General features: G+C 71.1%; 14 protein-coding genes. 9 read left to right on the top strand and 5 right to left on the bottom strand.

Annotated features, from left to right (window positions below):
* Nucleotides 1–219 precede the first annotated feature (219 nt).
* Entirely contained in the window at nucleotides 220–804 is a 585-nt protein-coding gene (locus tag ABT170_RS36075) for a hypothetical protein (RefSeq protein WP_351874616.1), read from the top strand.
* Between the two features lie 107 nt (nucleotides 805–911).
* Here the strand turns inward: ABT170_RS36075 and ABT170_RS36070 are convergent, their stop codons facing one another.
* Nucleotides 912–2024 (bottom strand): acyl-CoA dehydrogenase family protein, encoded by a 1113-nt coding sequence (locus ABT170_RS36070; RefSeq protein ID WP_329941328.1) that lies wholly within the window; start codon nucleotides 2022–2024, stop codon nucleotides 912–914.
* Between the two features lie 271 nt (nucleotides 2025–2295).
* Here ABT170_RS36070 and ABT170_RS36065 point away from each other — a divergent pair, with 271 nt between their 5' ends.
* The gene (locus ABT170_RS36065) at nucleotides 2296–3030 is read left to right on the top strand and encodes a Mut7-C RNAse domain-containing protein (protein ID WP_329941329.1); all 735 of its coding nucleotides are present in this window, start codon (nucleotides 2296–2298) and stop codon (nucleotides 3028–3030) included.
* 93 nt (nucleotides 3031–3123) lie between these two features.
* On the opposite strand, the gene ABT170_RS36060 is transcribed toward ABT170_RS36065, so the two are convergent.
* A complete protein-coding gene (locus tag ABT170_RS36060) occupies nucleotides 3124–3654 on the bottom strand; it encodes a hypothetical protein (RefSeq protein WP_329941330.1) in 531 nt (176 codons plus the stop codon).
* A gap of 98 nt (nucleotides 3655–3752) precedes the next feature.
* On the opposite strand from ABT170_RS36060, the gene ABT170_RS36055 reads away from it, so the two are divergent.
* Nucleotides 3753–4088 carry a YnfA family protein gene (locus ABT170_RS36055; RefSeq protein ID WP_329941331.1) on the top strand — a complete coding sequence of 112 codons (336 nt, stop codon included), beginning with the start codon at nucleotides 3753–3755 and terminating at the stop codon, nucleotides 4086–4088.
* A 106-nt stretch (nucleotides 4089–4194) separates the two neighbouring features.
* Nucleotides 4195–4953 carry an SDR family NAD(P)-dependent oxidoreductase gene (locus tag ABT170_RS36050; protein ID WP_329941332.1) on the top strand — a complete coding sequence of 253 codons (759 nt, stop codon included), beginning with the start codon at nucleotides 4195–4197 and terminating at the stop codon, nucleotides 4951–4953.
* 145 nt (nucleotides 4954–5098) lie between these two features.
* Here the strand turns inward: ABT170_RS36050 and ABT170_RS36045 are convergent, their stop codons facing one another.
* Nucleotides 5099–6292 (bottom strand): RtcB family protein, encoded by a 1194-nt coding sequence (locus tag ABT170_RS36045; protein WP_329941333.1) that lies wholly within the window; start codon nucleotides 6290–6292, stop codon nucleotides 5099–5101.
* Nucleotides 6293–6464: 172 nt separating this feature from the next.
* On the opposite strand from ABT170_RS36045, the gene ABT170_RS36040 reads away from it, so the two are divergent.
* From ABT170_RS36040 to ABT170_RS36030, 3 genes are all read left to right on the top strand, one after another.
* A complete protein-coding gene (locus ABT170_RS36040; RefSeq protein WP_329941334.1) occupies nucleotides 6465–7265 on the top strand; it encodes a DUF3558 domain-containing protein in 801 nt (266 codons plus the stop codon).
* Between the two features lie 218 nt (nucleotides 7266–7483).
* Nucleotides 7484–8353: a DUF3558 domain-containing protein gene (locus ABT170_RS36035; RefSeq protein ID WP_351874609.1), complete on the top strand. Its 870-nt coding sequence runs from the start codon at nucleotides 7484–7486 to the stop codon at nucleotides 8351–8353.
* Between the two features lie 250 nt (nucleotides 8354–8603).
* Nucleotides 8604–10136: a DUF2637 domain-containing protein gene (locus tag ABT170_RS36030; RefSeq protein ID WP_351874606.1), complete on the top strand. Its 1533-nt coding sequence runs from the start codon at nucleotides 8604–8606 to the stop codon at nucleotides 10134–10136.
* Nucleotides 10137–10330: 194 nt separating this feature from the next.
* On the opposite strand, the gene lysS is transcribed toward ABT170_RS36030, so the two are convergent.
* On the bottom strand, nucleotides 10331–12100 hold the full coding sequence (lysS, locus tag ABT170_RS36025; RefSeq protein WP_329941360.1) for a lysine--tRNA ligase: 1770 nt from the start codon (nucleotides 12098–12100) through the stop codon (nucleotides 10331–10333).
* Nucleotides 12101–12235: 135 nt separating this feature from the next.
* Here lysS and argS point away from each other — a divergent pair, with 135 nt between their 5' ends.
* Nucleotides 12236–14029, top strand: coding sequence for an arginine--tRNA ligase (argS, locus tag ABT170_RS36020; RefSeq protein ID WP_329941361.1), 1794 nt, complete (start codon nucleotides 12236–12238; stop codon nucleotides 14027–14029).
* A gap of 67 nt (nucleotides 14030–14096) precedes the next feature.
* Here argS and ABT170_RS36015 read toward each other — a convergent pair whose 3' ends face one another.
* A complete protein-coding gene (locus ABT170_RS36015; RefSeq protein ID WP_329941337.1) occupies nucleotides 14097–15569 on the bottom strand; it encodes a transcriptional regulator in 1473 nt (490 codons plus the stop codon).
* Between the two features lie 341 nt (nucleotides 15570–15910).
* Here ABT170_RS36015 and ABT170_RS36010 point away from each other — a divergent pair, with 341 nt between their 5' ends.
* Entirely contained in the window at nucleotides 15911–16642 is a 732-nt protein-coding gene (locus tag ABT170_RS36010; protein ID WP_351874603.1) for a DUF4232 domain-containing protein, read from the top strand.
* The last annotated feature ends 19 nt before the right edge of the window (nucleotides 16643–16661 follow it).

Below are 16661 nucleotides of genomic sequence, written 5' to 3'. Positions count from 1 at the left end.
AGGGAGCGCGCTCTCCTCGTATCACGAAAGGGCGTCTGCCCTCTCACGTCTGCGAAACTGGGGCGTCATGGGGAAAGCTCACACATGCCATGGTGTCAGAGGCACGGACGGTCTTGCGGACAGGTGTTTCACCGCACGCGCGCGGGGGAGGTCACTGACACGATGATCGGGTTGCGCGGCGGGGCTGTGTCTCCTAAGAAGTAGTCGGGTGGATGAGATATGCATCGCGGTGGCGGAGTGGGCGAGGGGACCGACGACCTGGGGCCCGAGCCTGCCCGACGAGGGCGGCACCGGCGTGAGGCTGAGCGTGTACAAGGCAGGCAGGCGGGGAACGTCTCGGGATCCGGGAGCAGGAGCGGTGGCCGGGTGGGGGTGACCTACAAGTATTTCGGTGCCCCCGACGGGGCCACCGCCGCACGCGTGCCCATTTCGATGCGCCCGGAGGAGCTGGGCGGCGACGAGCTGGGCATGGGCGGCATGTTCACCAAGATCAAGCCGGAGACGGTGGCGGCCATGGTCCTCACCGGCATCCAGGGCATACCCCTGCACAAGGTCCCGCCGCTCGAACTGGTCGTCCTGCACCCCGACTACGCGGTGGTCAAGCTCCCCATGACGGTCGTCGACCCGCTGCGCGGCGTCGGCGAGGAGTCGGTCGGCGCGGCGGCCTTCATCTGGTCCACGGTCCCCGACCGCGGCGGCCCGCGCGACGCGTTCAACGTCTACCAGTTGCTCCACGAGTGGCAGGACTTCTCCCACCGGCTGCACGACGCGGGACACCAGCCGTACTGCCTGGTGTGGCCCTGAGCCGCGGTTCCACAGACTCCCGTGCGGCCCGTCGGGCGGCCGGAGGCGGTCCGGAACAGCGGCCGGAGACGGCCCGTCCGGCGGTCCGAGACGACCCGGAGCGGCGGTCAGAGGCTCTTGAGCGTGCGCCGGGCCACGGCCTCCCGCAGCTGCGACGTCTGCGCCTGGATCAGATGGAACTGGGCCTCCCGGGCGAGCCGGCCCGCCGTGTCGCCGAACTGGACGGCCCGGCCACCCGTCGCCGCCACACAGGCCGTCGCCGCCCGCACCCCCAGGTCCAGGATGGCCGCGCGGTTCTCGATCCGGGCCTCCACCTCCTCCTCGGGGGCGTACTCGTCGCGCAGGGCGTACGACTCGGCGCGCAGCCGGGCGGCCTCCTCGGCCAGGCGGTGGGCCAGCGTCCCGAACGTCGCACCCGCGCGGGGCGCGGCCCCGAGGAGCAGGTCGACGGCAGCACGGATGTGGCCGAGGACGGCGGGGTGGCAGTTCGCGTTCTCCAGGTCGTAGTCCCGGGACCAGTCGGACCTGGGCCCGATGGAGATGACGTCCTGCGGCGGCACGAGGACATCCCGTAGCTCCACCGCCGCCGTATGTGTGCCCCGCATCGCCCAGAGCTCCCGCGACGGAACCCGGACGAGTCCGCTGCCTGGCACGCAGTCGGCCCGTACGAACAGGGCCCGGTCGTCCGGGGTGACGGCCCCGATGATCGCCATGTCCGCCAGGCCCCAGCCGGTCATCCACGGCACGCGTCCCCGCAGCAGCCACCCGCCGTCGACCTGTTCGGCGGTCACCGGCGGGCGTGGGTGCCGCAGATAGGCGAAGCCCGCCGTGGCCAGCTTCCCGCCCGTGAGGAGCGCGGGGAGCCACCGGGCCGCCGGCGTCGTTTCGCCGCTCCTGACCAGGGCTTTCACCAGGGCGTAGTGCTGGACGAACACAAACCAGGTGGACGGGTCGACGGCGGACAGGATCTCGTGGACCTCACGGGTCACCCGGTTCCTGGACACACCGCTGCCGGGTGCGGGTTCGTAGCTGACGAGACCGTGGGCACCGCACCGGGCCAGAGCGTCCAGGTGCGAGCGGGGAACCCCCTCCTCGGCGGTCCGTTCCGCGACGGGCCGCAGCACGTCGACCGCCACCCGGGTGACCGCCAGGACCAGTGGTTCGGCCGCCAGATCCGGCGGGGTGGCCAATACGGTTCCCTCGCCCGGTGCCCCACGCATGCGGCAGTCCCCTCGTTCCGATCCGGTCGCTGGTTGTGCGGTGGATCCACTCTCCCTCTTGTCCATGCACACCCATTCGGCCAAAATCAGCCATTCATTGGCCGAAGAAAGTTCTCCGCCTCCGGGCCTCGCCCGAAGCCAGGAGGTACGGAGGCCTCCAGAGGCCTCCCCGGGGCGCACACAACCGTCCGCCTCCCCCGACCGTCCACGCGCCCCACCGTCCCGCCGCAAACCCCTGGATGCCCGCGTCGCCCAGTGGCATCCTGGCGACGTGAACGGACCCGAGATCACCCTCGAAGTAGCCCCTGAGCTACGACTCTTCGTCGCGCACGAGCGCCGTGAGGGGCGCACCGCCGTCACCACGGACGGCGTCTCGACGCTCGGCCATGTCGTCGAGTCCCTCGGCGTCCCGCTCACCGAGGCCGGACAACTGCTCGTCGGCGGCAGCCCCGTGGACCCCTCGCACATCCCGGGAGCGGGCGAGCACGTCGAGGTGCGCGCCGTGCAGCGCCCCCAGCAGATCCCGGGCGCCCCCCTCCGCTTCCTGCTCGACGTCCATCTGGGCACGCTCGCGCGGCGGTTGCGGCTCCTGGGCGTCGACACGGCGTACGAGAGCGAGGACATCGGCGACCCGGCGCTGGCCACCCTGTCCGCGCGGGAGCGGCGGGTCCTCCTCTCCCGGGACCGCGGGCTGCTGCGGCGGCGGGAGATCTGGGCCGGGGCCTATATCTACAGCGACCGGCCCCAGGACCAGCTCCGCGACGTGCTCGGCCGGTTCGCCCCGGTCCTCGCGCCGTGGACCCGGTGCACCGCGTGCAACGGGACGCTGACCGAGGCCGACAAGGAGTCCGTCAGCGCGCGGCTGGAGCACGGCACCCAGCAGGCGTACGACGTGTTCGCCCAGTGCACGGAGTGCGCACGCGTCTACTGGCGGGGGGCCCACCACGGGCACCTGGAGACGATCGTCGCGGACGCGGTACGCGAATTCGGCGACGCGGCGGCCTGAGGGCTCTCGCGCGGCCCCAAGAGCGCCGCGTCCGGCACCCCGGGGACGGGTGACCCGGGCACCCGACCCGGGTGTCCGCCCCGGCAGGGCTTCTCAGAAGACGTAGGCGTCCCCGGTGGACGGGGCCAGCACCTCGTGCACGTTGTTCCGCGGATTCCCGTCCCCCGCGCCGCCGTTCCACACCGTGTCGACGCGTACGACGACCTCGGCCGGCCGGCCCGCGAGCCGCAGGTCCAGGGCGGTGCTCCGCGCCTCCCCGTCCGCGGTCAGCGCCCCCGTACCGCACAGCACCACCCGTGCGCCGCCCCACAGGCAGCCGTCCGGCAGCTCCTGCGGGACGGCGAACGGCTCGGAGAAGCGCAGCCGTACGGTCACCCCCGCCAGATCGGCCGGACCCCGGTTCTCGCTCCGGACACGGACCCCGATCCGCTCCTCCCACAGCGAGACATGCCCGTGGTGGGAGACGTCCGCCACCGGCCCGACCCTGGCACCCGCGCCCGGGGGCCGGGGAGCCGGTGCGGCGGCGGCCGTGCCGGCCGTTCCCGTCCCCGGCGTCACGGTGTGCGCCACCAGCGCCGCGACCGCGGCGGACAGCATCAGCAGAGCTCTACGCGTCGCTACCATGCCCGGAACATACCGATAGCACCGACTAACCCTATTTAATGACCGGCACGACGCGCCCTCGCCAACCCGCACAGCGCAGCTCATGAAACGCTGCCCGCATGCTCGTCGCCCGCTCGGTCGCCCTCTTCGTCGTCGCCGCACTCTTCGAGATCGGCGGCGCCTGGCTCGTGTGGCAGGGAGTGCGGGAGCACCGGGGCTGGATCTGGATCGGCGCCGGCGTCATCGCGCTGGGCGCGTACGGATTCGTCGCCACCCTCCAGCCGGACGGCGAGTTCGGCCGCATCCTCGCCGCGTACGGCGGGGTCTTCGTCGCGGGTTCGATCGCCTGGGGCATGGTCGCCGACGGCTACCGCCCCGACCGCTGGGACGTCATCGGCGCACTGGTCTGCCTGGCGGGCATGGCGCTGATCATGTACGCCCCGCGCGCCCGCTGAACCCACCGCCACCGAGCCCCCGCGGCTCCCGCTCGGCCGCCGGAACCCCGCGCGGGCGGCCTGCCTATCCTTGGCCCGTACCGATCAGCTGTCCGAGGAGATCGCCATGGCCGCCACCCCCATCGCCGTCATCACCGGCGCGAGCAGCGGCATCGGCGCCGCGACCGCCCGGCAGCTGGCCGCCGCCGGCTACCGCGTCGTCCTGACCGCCCGCCGCCAGGACCGCATCGAAGCGCTCGCCGCCGAGATCACCGAGGCCGGGCACCAGGCGACCGCCTACGCGCTGGATGTCACCGACCGCGCGGCCGTGGACGAGTTCGCCACCGCGTTCCGCGGTCTGGCCGTCCTCGTCAACAACGCGGGCGGAGCGCTCGGCGCCGACCCCGTCGCGTCCGGCGACCCGGCGGACTGGCGCCAGATGTACGAGACGAACGTCATCGGCACCCTCAATGTCACCCAGGCCCTGCTGCCCGCCCTCACCGCGAGCGGCGACGGCACGATCGTGATCCTCTCCTCGACCGCGGGCCTGTCCACGTACGAGGGGGGCGGCGGCTACGTGGCGGCCAAGCACGGCGAGCACGTCCTCGCCGAGACCCTCCGACTGGAGATCGTCGGCACCCCGGTCCGGGTCATCGAGGTCGCCCCCGGCATGGTCAGGACCGAGGAGTTCGCCACCACCCGCTTCCGCGGCGACACCGAGAAGGCGGCCAAGGTGTACGCGGGTGTCGACGCCCCGCTCACCGCAGACGACGTGGCCGACACGATCACCTGGGCGGTCACCCGCCCCAGCCACGTCAACATCGACCTCCTGGTGGTCCGCCCCCGAGCCCAGGCCTCCAACTCCAAGGTCCACCGGACCCTCTGAGCACCGGACCCCGTCCGGGTGAACGCCCCGCACCGCCTCGCCCCCGGACGGGGCGGCGGCGGGCGACGCGTGCTCACCCCGCGACGCGTGCGCACCCCTTGCCCCGTGCTCACCCCGCGACGCGTGCTCGCCCCTTGCCCCGTGCTCACCCCTTGACGCAGACGACCTGCTTCAGCTTCGCGACGACCGCGACGAGGTCCCGCTGCTGGTCGATGACCTGCTCGATCGGCTTGTACGCGGCCGGGATCTCGTCCACGACACCGGAGTCCTTCCGGCACTCCACACCCCGGGTCTGGTCCTCCAGGTCCTGCGTGGAGAAGCGCCGCTTCGCCGCGTTGCGGCTCATCCGCCGCCCCGCGCCGTGCGAGGCCGAGTTGAACGACCGCTCGTTCCCCAGACCCTTCACGATGTACGAACCGGTACCCATCGAACCGGGGATGATCCCGTACTCGCCCGAGCCCGCACGGATCGCTCCCTTGCGGGTGACGAGCAGATCCATGCCGTCGTACCGCTCCTCGGCGACGTAGTTGTGGTGGCAGCTGATCTCCGGCTCGAAGGTGACCTTCGCCTTCTTGAACTCCCTGCGCACGACGTCCTGGAAGAGCTTCATCATGATCGCGCGGTTGTACTTCGCGTACTCCTGCGCCCAGAAGAGATCGTTGCGGTACGCCGCCATCTGCGGGGTGTCCGCGATGAAGACGGCCAGGTCACGGTCGACGAGATCCTGGTTGTGCGGGAGCCGCTGCGCCTGGCCGATGTGGAAGTCGGCCAGCTCCTTGCCGATGTTCCGGGACCCGGAGTGCAGCATCAGCCAGACCGACCCCGACTCGTCGAGGCAGAATTCAATGAAGTGGTTGCCCGATCCGAGCGTGCCCATCTGCTTCGTGGCACGTTCCTGACGGAATTTGACCGCATCGGCGATCCCATTGAACCGCCCCCAGAAGTCGTCCCACCCCGACGTCGCGAACCCGTGCAGCTTCCCCGGGTCCACGATGTCGTCGTGCATCCCCCGGCCCACCGGGATGGCCTGCTCGATCTTCGAGCGCAGCCGGGACAGATCGCCCGGCAGGTCGTTGGCGGTCAGGGACGTCTTCACCGCGGACATGCCGCAGCCGATGTCCACGCCCACCGCGGCGGGGCAGACCGCGCCGTGCATCGCGATGACCGAACCGACGGTCGCGCCCTTGCCGAAGTGGACGTCCGGCATGACGGCGAGGCCCTTGATCCAGGGCAGCGTGGCCACGTTCTGCAGTTGCCGCATCGCGACGTCCTCGACCGACGCCGGATCGGCCCACATACGGATGGGAACCTTCGCTCCCGGCACCTCTACGTACGACATAACTCCTCGATTCCCCCGAAAAGACTGAAAGCGCAAAACCGGTGCCAAGATCGGCAAATGAGTCGGCCGACCGGCATTCACAGCGGCGCGTGCGATACACATTGTGTCCATCGGCCGCCTTCGCGCGGCAACCCGTTTTCCGTACCGAAGGGAGCCTGGGACCGTGCGACACATGGCGTACGTACCCGGCGTCGCGCTTCTCGCAGCGCTCGCCGTCGGCTGCAGCGCCGATGCGGGCGCCGACGCATCCGATGCCGACAGCAAGCCCGGCAGCCCGACGGTCACGGCCGCGCCACCCGGCAAGTACCGGACGCTGCCCACGCCTTGCCGGGCCGTGCCGGTCAACACGCTGAAGGACCTGCTGCCCGGCACCGCCGAACTCTCCGCGGACCAGCAGGAGAAGGCCTTCGAGGGCACGGCGTCCGTCACGTACGACACCGATCGCAAGGTCGGCTGCACCTGGAAGTCCGAGACGCCGGACGCCTCCCGGAACCTGGCCATCGACTTCGAGCGCGTGGTGTCGTACGACCCCTCGGTGAGCGACGACGACCGGGCCCGCGACGTCTACGCGAGGAAGGAGACCGCGGCCGGCCTGTCGTCCTCCGCCGCCTCCCGCGAGGACGGCGGGAAGACCGCGGGGGCGAGCACGGAAGCGGCCTCCCCCACCGGCGCGACCGCCACCGGTCCGACCGGTCCCGGCGCCACCCCGGAGACCGGCAGCGGCGGCGGCGACCTCCGTCCGCGTGTCCTCGGCGGCCTCGGGGACGCCGCATTTCTGGACGATCGCCCCACTCGGGAAGGTACTGCCGCACACTCCCGCACCGTCAGCGTGGTATTCCGCACATCGAATGTCATCGTGACCGTCGAGTACACCGAACAGCCGGCCCTCGTCACCGAGGCGCCCGACAGCGGGGAACTCCAGGAGAAGGCCCAGGCACTGGCCCGGAAGCTGGCCGAGAGGTTCAGCGAATAGCCCCCGGCCCGACCGCCGCCGGAAGGGCGTAAACCGGTCCGGCGAGGTCCGTGACCGGGGCGGCACCGGAGCGCCGTCCGTCGTACCGTGGCTCTCCGGCACCACCCCGGCCGACCCCGTCCCGCCGGTCCACCCGACCGCCCAGCCCGTCCCCGAACCGCCCCGCCCGACCGCACACCGCACGACCGAGACCTTCGTGCCATCCGAGTGAAGGAACCATGCACCGATCAGCCCCGCGACTGTCCCGCATACTCGCCTGCGCCGCCGTTCCGGTGATGCTCGTCGCCGCAGGCTGCTCGTCGGACTCCGACGACAAGAAGGGCTCGGGTTCCTCCTCGTCCGCCTCCCCGAACACGAAGAAGACGGAGGCGGCCGTCGAGCCGGCGAAGTTCGACCAGCTGCCCGACCCGTGCACCTCGATCGCCAAAAAGACGATCCGCGACCTGGTGCCCTCGGCCAAGAAGAAGGGCGGCACGGCGGGCGGGTCCAACGACCTCACGGCCCGCGGCAGCTGTTCCTGGAACGGCCTGGACGACAAGGGTGTCAAGGGCTCGCAGTACCGCTGGCTCGACGTCGCCTTCATCCGCTTCGACTCGGACCAGTCCCTGGGCAGCGGCGCGAAGCGCGCCGGGGACGAGTACACCAAGCAGATCACCAAGGCCAAGGCGACCGAGGGTGCCGAGAAGGTCGTGGCAGCCCCCGTCACCGGCATCGGCGAGCTGGCCACGGCGGTCACCTACGACCTGACCAAGACGAAGGAAGACTTCGAGTACGCGACGGTCGTGGCGCGTTCGGGCAATGTCGTCGTCACCCTCACCTACAACGGTGCGGGCTACGCGGGCGCCAAGACCCCCTCCGCCTCGGACATCCGGAAGGGTGCCGAGAAGGCGGCGAAGGAGGCCGTCGCCGCCATCGCCAAGGCCAACGGCATCGGCGTGCCCCCCGCCACCGGCACGTCCTCGGCGAAGCCCACCGAGGACACGTCCGACGACAAGTCCGACAGCCCCAAGTCGGGCGGGAAGACCAGTGACGCGTCCAACCCCAAGACGAGTGCCAAGCCTGCCTCGAAGACCACCCGCAAGTCCTGAACCGGGCCCGGTCCGGCCTGGCGTGAGCTGATCCGAGGGCCCGGCCGGCAACACGCCGGAAGCCCGAACCGCCCTGCCCAGAGGCGGTTTCCCGAAGTCCGGCCCGAAGCCCGGCCCCCCGTCGGGGACCGGGCTTCGCCCCTCCCCGCGCAACGCGACCCGCACACATGTGCCAGGCTGTGCCCGCGCCGGACGTCGAAATGCCGGCGCGGGCACGACGCAGGGACAGGTAACGGGGAGGGGATCGCGGGTGGCCGCGATGCAGCTGACACGCACGCACCGGATACTCATCGGGGTCGTCGTCGCCGGCGCGGTGCTCATCGCCGCGATCGGGTTCGCGGGCTCCTACGCCGCCGTGCGCGAACTCGCGGAACAGAAGGGCTTCGGGGACTTCTCCCTGGTCTTCCCCATCGGCATCGACGCGGGCATCTGTGTCCTGCTCGCACTGGACCTGCTGCTGACGTGGATGCGCATCCCGTTCCCGCTGCTGCGCCAGACGGCCTGGCTGCTGACGGCCGCGACGATCGCGTTCAACGGTGCGGCCGCCTGGCCCGACCCGCTCGGCACCGGGATGCACGCGGTCATCCCGGTCCTGTTCGTCGTCTCCGTCGAGGCCGCCCGTCACGCGGTGGGCCGGATCGCGGACATCACGGCCGACAAGCACATGGAGGGCGTGCGCCTCACGCGCTGGCTGCTCTCCCCCGTACCCACGTTCAAGCTGTGGCGGCGGATGAAACTGTGGGAGCTGCGCAGCTACGAGCAGGTCATCAAGCTGGAACAGGACCGGCTGATCTACCAGGCCCGGCTCCAGGCCCGCTTCGGCCGCAACTGGCGCCGCAAGGCCCCCATCGAGTCCATGATGCCGCTGCGCCTGGCCAAGTACGGCGTCCCGCTCGCCGAGACCGCCCCCGCCGGGCTCGCCGCCGCGGGCATCGAACCCGCCCTGCTGCCGCCGGTCGGGGCCGCGCAGCCGAAGGCCGAACTGCCCTACGCACCGCGGCAGGAGCACGAACAGGGCTACGACCAGGGGTACGACGAGGGCTACGACCAGGGCCCGGAGCAGCAGGGCCACCGGCAGGAGCCGTACGGCGCCCAGCATCCGCAACAGCAGCAGCACCCCCAGCAACACCCGCAGCACCAGCAGCAGACGCAACAGCCGCAGCAGCAGCACCTTCCGCAGCAGGGCCCCGGCTCCCACGACAGCCCCTGGTTCGCCGCCCCGCAGGTCCCGGACAACGCGCACGAGAGCGCGTACAACCCGACGTACGTCGAGGGCCTGGAGCCCACGCCGGTCAAGATCCCCTCGGGCCCCGGCCGGACCCGGCCGCTCGGCAACGTGGGCACGATCGGCGCGGTCCCCCACCCCCGCGTCACGGAGGCGCAGCAGCACCAGCCGTACCCCCAGTACCAGCAGCCCGGACTTCCGGCGCTGCGGGAACAGGAGCGGGAACAGGAGCAGGAGCGGGAACAGGACCAGGAGCAGGAGCGGCCGGAGGAAGGGCCGCAGGAGCCCGACGCGGACCGGACCGGCACGGCCGAGCCCGGGATTCCGCCGTCCGCCGAGCTGGCCGCGGCCGAGGCCGAGTTCACCGGCATCGCGTACGAGGTCTACGCGGCGTACACCCACCAGAACCAGAACTACCCGAGCCTGGAGATTCTGGACATCCACCTCAGTGACGGGCACAACGTGCACCATCCGGACAGCGAGGCGCTGCTCCGCCGTCTGATGCCGGAGTTCAAGAAGCGGTTCGACAGCGAGATGGAAGCGGACCACATCGCCTAGCCGGCCCGGCTCACGCACGGACGGACCCGCACGGACCGCACACGGACGGACCCGCACGGGCCGACCCCACCGGCAGCACACGGCGAAGGGCCGTCACCCCGGAAGAATCTCGGGGTGACGGCCCTTCGCCGTGTCCTGCGACCGTCCTCGGCGCGGCAGGCGTGGAAGACGCGAACGCCCACGCGCCGGACGGCCTACGCGCCCAGCAGCCTGCGCACCCGGTCGGCTCCGACGGCCAGGAGCAGCGTGGGCAGCCGCGGCCCGGTGTCCCGGCTGACCAGCAGCTGGTACAGCAGGGCGAAGAACGACCGCTGGGCCACCTTCAGCTCGGGCGTCGGCTTGGCGTCCGGCTCCAGTCCGGCCATCATCTTCGGCACCCCGTAGACGAGCGTCGTCAGCCCGTCCAGCGACCAGTGCGAGTCCAGTCCCTCCAGGAGCAGCCGCAGCGACTCGCGCCCCTGCTCGTCCAGCGAACCGAGCAGCTCCTTGTCCGGCTCGTCGCGCACGATCGTGCGGGCCTCGGCCGGGACCTGGGTGGTGATCCAGTTCTCGGCGCGGTCCAGGCGCGGACGGGCCTCGTCCAGGGAGGTCAGCGGGTTCTCCGGGTCCAGCTCGCCGAGGATGCGCAGCGTCTGGTCCTCGGCACCGGCGGTGATGTCGGCGACCGAGGCGAGGGTCCGGTACGGCAGGGGGCGCGGGGTGCTCGGCAGCTCACCGGCGGCCGTGCCGATCGCGCGGGCGTACGCGGCGGCGTCGGCGGGCAGCACCGAGCCGTCGGCCACCTTGCGGCCCAGCGAGTCCCACTCGTCGTAGAGCCGCTGGATCTCCTGGTCGAAGGCGATCTTGAAGGACTGGTTGGGCCTGCGGCGGGCGTACAGCCAGCGCAGCAGCGGCGCCTCCATGATCTTCAGCGCGTCGGCCGGGGTGGGCACCCCGCCCTTGCTGGAGGACATCTTCGCCATGCCGGAGATGCCGACGAAGGCGTACATCGGCCCGATGGGCTGGACACCGTCGAAGACCTCGCGCACGATCTGGCCGCCGACGACGAACGACGAGCCGGGCGAGGAGTGGTCCACGCCGCTGGGCTCGAAGATCACGCCCTCGTACGCCCAGCGCATCGGCCAGTCGACCTTCCAGACCAGCTTGCCGCGGTTGAACTCGTTGAGGCGGACCGTCTCGGCGAAGCCGCACGCCGAGCAGGTGTAGTTCAGCTCGGTGCTGTCGTCGTCGTACGAGGTGACGACCGTGAGGTCCTTCTCGCAGTTGCCGCAGTAGGGCTTGTACGGGAAGTAGCCGGCCGTGTTGCCGCTGCCGTCGTCCTCGTCGGCGGCGCCGGAGCCCTCGGCGGCCTCCAGCTCGGCCTCGTCCACCTTCTTCTGCTGCTGGGGCTTCTTGCCGCCCTTGCCGGCCGGACCGGCGGCGGGGTCCTTCTTCGTCCGGTAGCGGTCCAGGACGGCGTCGATGTCGGCGCGGTGCTTCATCGCGTGCAGGATCTGCTCACGGTACGTACCGGCGGTGTACTGCTCCGTCTGGCTGATTCCGTCGTACTCGACGCCCAGCTCGTCCAGCGCGTCCGTCATCGCGGCCTTGAAGTGCTCGGCCCAGGTGGCGTACGCCGATCCGGCCGGGGCGGGCACCGAGGTCAGCGGCTTGCCGATGTGCTCGGCCCAGGACTCGTCGACGCCGGGGACCCCGCCCGGAACCTTGCGGTAGCGGTCGTAGTCGTCCCAGGAGATCAGGTGCCGGACGGTGTACCCGCGGCGGCGGATCTCGTCCGCGACCAGGTGCGGGGTCATGACCTCGCGGAGGTTGCCGAGGTGGATCGGGCCGGACGGGGAGAGGCCGGAGGCGACGACGACCGGTTTGCCAGGCGCACGACGCTCCGATTCGGCGATGACATCGTCCGCGAAGCGGGAGACCCAGTCGGTCTCGGTGCTGCTCTGACTCTCGGCCACGGTCTGCACGTCCTTCTCTCGGATAGGTCCCAACGATGGGCACCGCCCATTCTCCCAGGTACCACCCACAGCGCGAAAACGGCTTTGCGCCGCGTGGGATACTTGGGCGATCCCCTGTACCCCTACGGAAACGGCAGCCAGCTCATGGCCTCGGTCACTTCCCTCGCTTCCACGCTCCAGCAGCAGCTGGCGGACGCCCTGACGGCAGCTCTGCCGGAGGCAGGCACCGCGGACCCGCTGCTGCGCCGAAGCGACCGGGCCGACTTCCAGGCCAACGGCATCCTCGCCCTCGCCAAGAAGCTCAAGGGCAACCCGCGCGAGCTGGCGTCCCAGGTCACCGCCGCCCTCCCGGAGAGCGGTCTGATCAAGGACATCGAGGTCTCCGGCCCCGGCTTCCTGAACGTGACGCTCACCGACCGGGCGATCGTCGAGACGCTCGCCGCGCGGGCCGCGGACGCCGAGGGCCGCCTCGGGGTGCCGTTCAGCCCGACGGCCGGTACGACGGTCATCGACTACGCCCAGCCGAACGTGGCCAAGGAGATGCACGTCGGTCACCTGCGGTCGGCGGTCATCGGCGACGCGATGGTCCAGATCCTGGAGTTCACCGGCGAGAGCGTGGTCCGGCGCCACCACATCGGCGACTGGGGCACCCAGTTCGGCATGCTCATCCAGTATCTGATCGAGCACCCGGACGAGCTGAGCCACGAGGCGGGCGAGGCCCACGAGGACGGCACCGGCAGCGCGGGCGAAGCCGCGATGTCCTCCCTCAACCGGCTCTACAAGGCCTCGCGGGCGCTCTTCGACTCCGACGAGGAGTTCAAGGCACGCTCCCGGGACCGGGTCGTCGCGCTCCAGGCGGGCGAGCCGGAGACGCTGGCGATGTGGCAGCGGTTCGTCGACGAGTCGAAGATCTACTTCTACTCCGTCTTCAACAAGCTGGACATGGAGATCCGCGACCCCGACATCGTCGGTGAGTCCGGCTACAACGACATGCTGGAGGAGACCTGCCGGATCCTGGAGGAGACGGGCGTCGCCGTCCGCTCCGAGGGTGCCCTGTGCGTGTTCTTCGACGATGTGAAGGGCCCGGACGGCAACAAGGTCCCGCTCATCGTCAAGAAGACGAACGGCGGCTACGGCTACGCGGCCACCGACCTCTCCGCGATCCGCGACCGGGTGCAGAACCTCAAGGCGAGCACCCTGCTGTACGTCGTGGACGCCCGGCAGTCCCTGCACTTCAAGATGGTCTTCGAGACGGCCCGCCGGGCAGGCTGGCTGAACGAGGACGTCAAGGCGCACCAGCTGGCGTTCGGCACGGTGCTCGGCAAGGACGGCAAGCCGTTCAAGACCCGTGAGGGCGTCACGGTCCGGCTGGAGGACCTGCTCGACGAGGCCGTCGCGCGGGCGACCTCGGTGGTCCGGGAGAAGGCCGGGAAGGTGGGCCTCTCCGAGGAGGAGATCGTCGAGAACGGCCGGTACGTCGGCGTCGGCGCCGTGAAGTACGCGGACCTGTCCACGTCCGCCGTGCGGGACTACAAGTTCGACCTGGACCAGATGGTGTCGCTGCACGGCGACACGTCGGTGTACCTCCAGTACGCGTACGCGCGTATCCGGTCGATCCTGCGCAAGGCCGGGGACGCGAAGCCGGTCGCGCACCCGGAGCTGGAGCTGGCCCCGGCCGAGCGTGCGCTGGGCCTGCATCTGGACCAGTTCGGCGAGGTGCTGGCCGAGGTCGCCGCCGGCTACGAGCCGCACAAGCTGGCCGCGTACCTGTACCAGCTGGCGTCGCACCTCACGACGTTCTACGACCAGTGCCAGGTGCTCAGCGAGGACAACGCGCCGGAGGTCGTCGAGAACCGGCTCTTCCTCGTCGAGCTGACCGCCCGCACCCTGCACCAGGGCATGAAGCTCCTCGGCATCCGGACGCCCGAGCGCCTCTGAGCACCGGCGGATCCGCTACGCGGGTGGCGCGGCACGCGGGACGTGCCGCGCCACTCGCGTTCCGGCGTCAGTCCTCGTGCTTCACCCACTGGGCCTTGTCGTGCCAGTAGCGGTATTCGGGCCGGGTCCTGATCCCGCTCGTACGGAACGGCTTGCCCCGGTCGTCGATGCGCAGCGTCCCGCTCCGGCCCCCGCTGCTCCACTCCAGCTCCAGGTACCAGGTCACATCGTGCCCCTCCACGTGCGCGTCGATGTTGAACACCTCCACGTCGGTGGAGCTGACCCGGTACGGGAAGTCCGTCGCGGGCACGACGGTGTCGCCCTGCTGCCCGGGGACCGGCTTCGTGCGGGGCCTGCCGTCGTCGAGGTCGACGTCGAAGCTCTGCGGTGTGATGCCGCTCCCGCAGCCCTCACCCATCGAGTACGCGGACCAGGGCAGCGGTGCGTTGCGTCCCAGGACCCGTACGTGCAGCCCCTGGAGGACGACCGCTTCCTTCGAGGTTCCCTGGAGGGTGAGTTCGAGTCTCATGCCGCCGCCGTCGACCCCGCCGAGCGCCTTCGCCCAGCTCCGGGTGTCCTGCGGAGGGGGCGGCGGGGGCACGTCGTCGGGCTGCTGGTCGAGGAGGTAGTACTGCCCGCAGGGCTCGTCATAGTTGTACGAACTGATGGTCGCGGTCACGGGTACACCGCTGCCCCCCGGGGCGCCGGGCGGGGTGGAGCGGCGTACCGAAGCCGACGGCGCGGCCGAGGGACTGCCCTTGTCCGCCGTGCCCGAGGGCTTCGGCGTACCGGTCCTCGCGGACGCGCTCGTATCGGGTCGGGGTGTCGGGGTGACGGCGTCGGCGGAGGAACGGACCTTGTCGGCGGCGTCGGTGGCGCCGTCGTCGGTCCCTCTGCCCGAGAGGCTGCTCGCCACCAGGGCACCGGAGACGGTGAGCGCGACGACGGCGGTCGCGACGAGCAGGACGCGCAGCCGCCGCGGGACGAACCGCCCGGCGCGGCGCGGCCCGGCCGGGTCCGCGGGTCCACCGGCCAGTAGGTCGGCGGGGACGGCGGCCTCATCGGCGGATACGGCAGCCGGTACCTCGCCCCGCACGTCCGCGGGTGCGGCAGCCGGTACCTCGCCCGGCACGCCCGCGGGTGCGTCGGACTGCGCCGCGGGGTCCGACGGTGACGGCGGCTCCGGCACGCCCACCGGCTCGCCCGCACGCGCCGGTCCATCCCCCTCCACCGCACGCGCCAAAGGCTCCGGCGCGGACCTCGCCCCGGCCTCCGGTTTCGCCGCTCCCCGGCGCCGCGCCGCCTCGGCCACGATCCAGCGCCGGTGCAGCTCCACCAGTTCGTCGCCCGTGGCCCCGCAGAGCCGTGCGAGCCGCTCCACCGGGGCGTACTCGTTCGGCACGGCGTCCCCGTTGCAGTACCGGTGGAGCGTGGACGTACTGACATGAAGTCTTCCGGCGAGAACCCCGTAGCTGCGCCCCGAACGGTCCTTCAGTTCCTTCAACAGAGCCGCGAACTCCACAGCCTCCGGCGTCGCCACTTCGGCGTTCCCCCTCCTGGTCCGTCCCGGAACACCGTTCCAGGGACGCGGAATCTGCCCAGGTCACCGTACGCGCAGGCGTTCCAGCATTCCCAATGGGCTGAGCGGCATTGCGGCCGGAATGGTTCGCCCCGCAATCTGTGGACACACCGCAGAGCAGCCCAGCACTCACCGGGAAGCAGCCGTGTCATTCCGTTCCCGCATCGAACCCATCGATGTCCTGGCGATCTGTGTGGTGATCGCGGCCACGACGGTCGTGACCCTCCTGATCCGCCATCACTGACCCGCCGGGTCAACCCGCACACCACTTCACACCGCACTACTCCACGGGGAGAAACACCATGCGCAGCAACCGCATCCGCACCACCGCCCTCGCCGCGACCGCCCTCCTGGCGGCCCTCTCGCTCACCGCCTGCAACGGCGAGGACAGCGCGGCCGGGCCCACCGCCTCTACTCCTTCCGCGGCCTCCGCCGGTGCCGGCACCGACCAGCAGGCCCCCGCGAAGGACGACAGCAAGGACGGTGGCGAAGAGGCCGCCACGGGGACCGCCTCCGGCTCCGGCACCAACTCCGGTTCCGGTTCCGGCAGCAGCGCCCCCGATGCCAAGGCCCCCGGCGCCAAGACCCCGACCAGCAACTCCAGGTCGACCGACACCTCCTGCAACGCCTCGAACACCAAGCTCACGCTCACCCCGGTGAGCCGCCCCATCAACTACATGCTGCTCACGGTCACCAACACCGGCAGCAAGAACTGCGACGCGTACTACTACCCGGCCCTCCGCTTCGGCGAGGCCCAGTCCGTCCCGCCGGCCTTCGAGGACAGCAAGCCGCAGGCCGTGGTCACGATCGCCCCGGGCGAGTCCGCGTACGCCGGTGTCCTGACGTCCTCCGCCGACGGCAGCGGCACGGGCGGCTACTCCACCAAGGACCTGTCCGTCAGCTTCGCGGGGAAGGGCGGCATCTCCGACGGCACCGGCGCCCCGGCGGTCGTCCCGCTGAGCAAGAGCGTGTACGTGGACAGCACCCTGCGGGTCACCTACTGGCAGCGCGACATGGCCGACGCCCTCAACTGACAACCCCCGGCCGCCGGAA

Origin of the sequence: Streptomyces sp. NPDC001787 (assembly GCF_040297465.1) — a bacterium.
Classification (GTDB): domain Bacteria; phylum Actinomycetota; class Actinomycetes; order Streptomycetales; family Streptomycetaceae; genus Streptomyces.
This window is presented reverse-complemented; position numbering and strand designations above follow the sequence as displayed.

Excerpts from the sequence above, each read along its gene's own strand:
- ABT170_RS36010 (WP_351874603.1), top strand. The coding sequence starts at position 15,911 with ATGCGCAGCAACCGCATCCGCACCACCGCCCTCGCCGCGACCGCCCTC.
- ABT170_RS36045 (WP_329941333.1), bottom strand. The coding sequence starts at position 6,292 with ATGTCGTACGTAGAGGTGCCGGGAGCGAAGGTTCCCATCCGTATGTGG.
- argS (WP_329941361.1), top strand. The coding sequence starts at position 12,236 with ATGGCCTCGGTCACTTCCCTCGCTTCCACGCTCCAGCAGCAGCTGGCG.
- ABT170_RS36060 (WP_329941330.1), bottom strand. The coding sequence starts at position 3,654 with ATGGTAGCGACGCGTAGAGCTCTGCTGATGCTGTCCGCCGCGGTCGCG.
- ABT170_RS36040 (WP_329941334.1), top strand. The coding sequence starts at position 6,465 with ATGGCGTACGTACCCGGCGTCGCGCTTCTCGCAGCGCTCGCCGTCGGC.
- ABT170_RS36075 (WP_351874616.1), top strand. The coding sequence starts at position 220 with ATGCATCGCGGTGGCGGAGTGGGCGAGGGGACCGACGACCTGGGGCCC.
- ABT170_RS36035 (WP_351874609.1), top strand. The coding sequence starts at position 7,484 with ATGCACCGATCAGCCCCGCGACTGTCCCGCATACTCGCCTGCGCCGCC.
- ABT170_RS36050 (WP_329941332.1), top strand. The coding sequence starts at position 4,195 with ATGGCCGCCACCCCCATCGCCGTCATCACCGGCGCGAGCAGCGGCATC.
- ABT170_RS36070 (WP_329941328.1), bottom strand. The coding sequence starts at position 2,024 with ATGCGTGGGGCACCGGGCGAGGGAACCGTATTGGCCACCCCGCCGGAT.
- ABT170_RS36055 (WP_329941331.1), top strand. The coding sequence starts at position 3,753 with ATGCTCGTCGCCCGCTCGGTCGCCCTCTTCGTCGTCGCCGCACTCTTC.